The following is a 2,914-nucleotide window of genomic DNA, read 5'->3' as shown; positions in this document are numbered from 1 at the left end:
ATGGAACCGCTCGGCTATATCCCGCCTGCTGAGGCTGAGGCAAACTACTATGGGGCACTCAGAAATGCTGCTGACGTGCATGCATTAACTTAAACCAACCAGCCTCCACGATTCCCGGTGCGGTTCAGTTGACGAGCAACCCTGTTTCGCGGAAGAGCGCATCGAGGTTACTGCTCGGTTCCGGATAGTTTGAGCTCCCTCAGTGCACGTTTCAATGCGGATTTGGTGGCGGAGCTCTTGCCTAGCAGATATCTATCGATATGAGCTTGGCGCTCTTTTGGTGTCGTGAGCTTATATTGGCCAAACGAAGAACGATGTTGCCGTAGGTCGGTCATGAAACCGCCTAGAGCCTTCTTGCCGTGAGTGTGAGTGATCGTGGCAAGAGTGTCAGCTTCATCTTGGAGGCGGTACACATTCGAAGCACGTTGTCCTTTTGGCAGGAGGCCGATTTTCCTGAGCGCAACTCGAATCTGGGCGCGTAAGGCGCGCACAGAATTCTCGCTGGTGCCACGGATCGATAGCTGTGCCGATGGCGTGAAATTATTAACGTAATCGTCTCTCTCTGCTGGGGACAGGGCCATGAAATTCTCTTCGCGGATGTGGCTGAATAAAGTGTTGACAATACTCCTATCTGTTCCTGTCAGTTGTTGTGACGCCGCGGTGGTGGAAGCAAAAGTTGCTTCGGATTGGCCAGCGCTTGGGCCGGCGAGTGGCAAGGTGTTTCGGCTGGACGAAGCGATGGGTTGCGGAGAGTCGCGGACCGGACGTTGAGCGACGTGTTGCCTGGAGGACGGAGTGGCGAAGTCCTGCGGCTGGGCTGATGATCCAGACGGTTCGCCGTAAGAGGAAAAAGGTGCGGCACTTGCGGCCCCGGACATGAAGGGATGCGCGCCGAAGCCAGGCTGAGGGTGTTGGCTACCGGAGGCAATCGGTAACGCTGGTTGATCCGTTGGCAACGGAGCATGAAAACCGGCCGGCGCGAAGGTGCCGGGATGCACTGTTGCGTGGGCGAATGGTTGAGTATTCGGGGCGCTGGGTCCGGCCTCGACGGAGAAGTTTTGAGCGGTGGTCGTATCGAGCGGTGCGGCAAGAAAAATTCCCGGATGGCGCGCTGACGTGTCAATCAGAGAAGCGTTCACCACACCGAATTGGCCGTTTTCACTCCGTGCGAAGTTGCCTATGACTACGACAGAGTCACCTTGCCGAGTAGATAGGTTGGCTGTATATGCAGTGGTCCCCGGAGGGACTCCTTCGCCGGCAAATTCTAGCCGATCATAGTTTATGGCGTTCCGCATAGCGAGCGCGGCCATGCGCTCGTTTTGATTGTCACCTCGAGCATACTTAGCTAGCCACTGGGTCGATTCTGGGTTGATCATCTCGCGCAGGAGAACAGCCGGGGGCGGATTGGTTGCAGGCCGGCGCACCGTACCGAGATTGCCGAACTGGTTGAGTGCAGCCTGGCTTGGAGCGCGAGTGGCGGGCTGTGGATGGCTGGCGGATTGAGGCGCCGTGGGAGCGGATTCTGGATAATTCGGCACGGGGCCAAACCCGCGAATATTGAAAGGATCTGCCATTTGGGACACTCGGTTGAGGAGGGATGGCAAAGTTTGGAAGCAAGCGGCGTGGAGCACGCCGTCGATGCGAGGTGTGGTACAGGAATGCGAAGCAGTTGGGGCGGTGATTGTTGGAGCGCGAATCACTTTGAGGATTCTGGGTCTTCGGCGGTGGTCGATGACGTATGCAATCGGTATCGGGAGGTCCGCAGTCAAATGTTTCCGAAAGGAATGTAACAGAGTGTTTCAAAAGCGCGATGCGGTCGTTTCGTCTTTGGTACGTTTCTTCGCATTTTGAGCGATGATCCAACTGGAACCGTGGGAGCGCGAGACGTTGACGCCGGATGAGGTGTCGCGGATCGTTGGCGAGTGAACCGCCCCGAGTTTTGTGGAGGCTCCGACTCTTGAGAGAATGGAGCCATGAACAAGAAGCCAAGCAAGTTTTCCCCGGAGGTCCGGGAGCGCGCAGTACGCCTGGTACGCGAGCAGCGTAGCGAACATCCGTCGATGTGGGCGGCGGTCGAATCGATTGCGCCGATGATCGGCTGTACGCCCCAGACGCTGCTGGATTGGGTCAAGCGCGAGGAGGTCGACCGAGGGGAACGCGATGGCGTGAGTACAGCCGAGCGTGAACGCATCAAGGCGCTGGAGCGCGAAGTTAAGGAACTGCGCCGGACCAACGAGATCCTCAAGCTGGCGAGCGCGTTTTTCGCCCAGGCGGAGCTCGACCGCCGATTCAAGTCCTGAAGGCCTTCGTCGATCAGCATCGTGACACCTTCGGGGTCGAGCCGATCTGCAAGGTTTTGCGGATTGCCCCGTCGGGCTACCGACGCCATGCTGAGCAGCTTCGCGATCCGTCCAAACGCTGCGCCCGCGCCAAACGCGATGCCGTTCTGCAACCGGAGATCAAGCGTGTCTGGCAGGCCAACATGCAGGTCTATGGCGTGCCGAAGGTCTGGAAGCAGATGAACCGGGAAGGCATCGTGGTCGCACGCTGCACGGTCGGGCGGTTGATGAAACTGCAGGGCTTGCGAGGCGCAGTTCGCGGCAGGCGGCTGCGCACGACGACTTCCGACACGAGTGCGCCGCGTCCGCTGGACCGGGTCAACCGGCAGTTTAAGGCTGACCGGCCGAATCAGCTTTGGGTTTCGGACTTCAGTGTGCCGCAGCAAGCGGCGTAGGAGATGAGGGTATGGCCCCTCGCCATCGGCTTGCAGGAGCGGGTGGCAAGGGGCTGACCCTGCCTCGTTTTCACGTACAGCATGTCATGCAGCAGCGCGTACGGTTTCGTATTCGACGGGAGTGCAGTAGTCGATCGACGTGTGCATGCGCTGTCGATTGTAATAGCCTTCGATCCAGTC

The 2,914-nt window shown here is 58.6% G+C and carries 2 protein-coding genes, 1 pseudogene and 1 other annotated feature; of the genes and pseudogenes, 1 reads left to right on the top strand and 2 read right to left on the bottom strand.

What is annotated here, in order from left to right; all coding sequences use genetic code 11:
• Window positions 1-167: 167 nt before the first annotated feature.
• The gene (locus tag G3O00_RS41700; protein ID WP_206146492.1) at window positions 168-1,574 is read right to left on the bottom strand and encodes a hypothetical protein; all 1,407 of its coding nucleotides are present in this window, start codon (window positions 1,572-1,574) and stop codon (window positions 168-170) included.
• 399 nt (window positions 1,575-1,973) lie between these two features.
• On the opposite strand from G3O00_RS41700, the pseudogene G3O00_RS41695 reads away from it, so the two are divergent.
• A pseudogene (locus G3O00_RS41695) lies at window positions 1,974-2,713 on the top strand (IS3 family transposase); the annotation flags it as partial.
• Window positions 2,255-2,371: a sequence feature (AL1L pseudoknot), on the top strand. It overlaps the preceding pseudogene by 117 nt.
• A gap of 105 nt (window positions 2,714-2,818) precedes the next feature.
• Here the strand turns inward: G3O00_RS41695 and G3O00_RS44235 are convergent.
• Window positions 2,819-2,914, bottom strand: a 96-nt coding sequence (locus G3O00_RS44235; RefSeq protein WP_346779005.1) for an IS3 family transposase, incomplete at its 5' end; no start/stop codon positions are given.

The organism is Burkholderia sp. Ac-20384, from assembly GCF_017104605.1.
Classification (GTDB): domain Bacteria; phylum Pseudomonadota; class Gammaproteobacteria; order Burkholderiales; family Burkholderiaceae; genus Burkholderia; species Burkholderia lata.
This window is presented reverse-complemented; position numbering and strand designations above follow the sequence as displayed.

What these genes read in the sequence shown, in the direction of transcription:
- G3O00_RS41700 (WP_206146492.1), bottom strand. Translation starts at nt 1,574, where the DNA reads ATGGCAGATCCTTTCAATATTCGCGGGTTTGGCCCCGTGCCGAATTAT.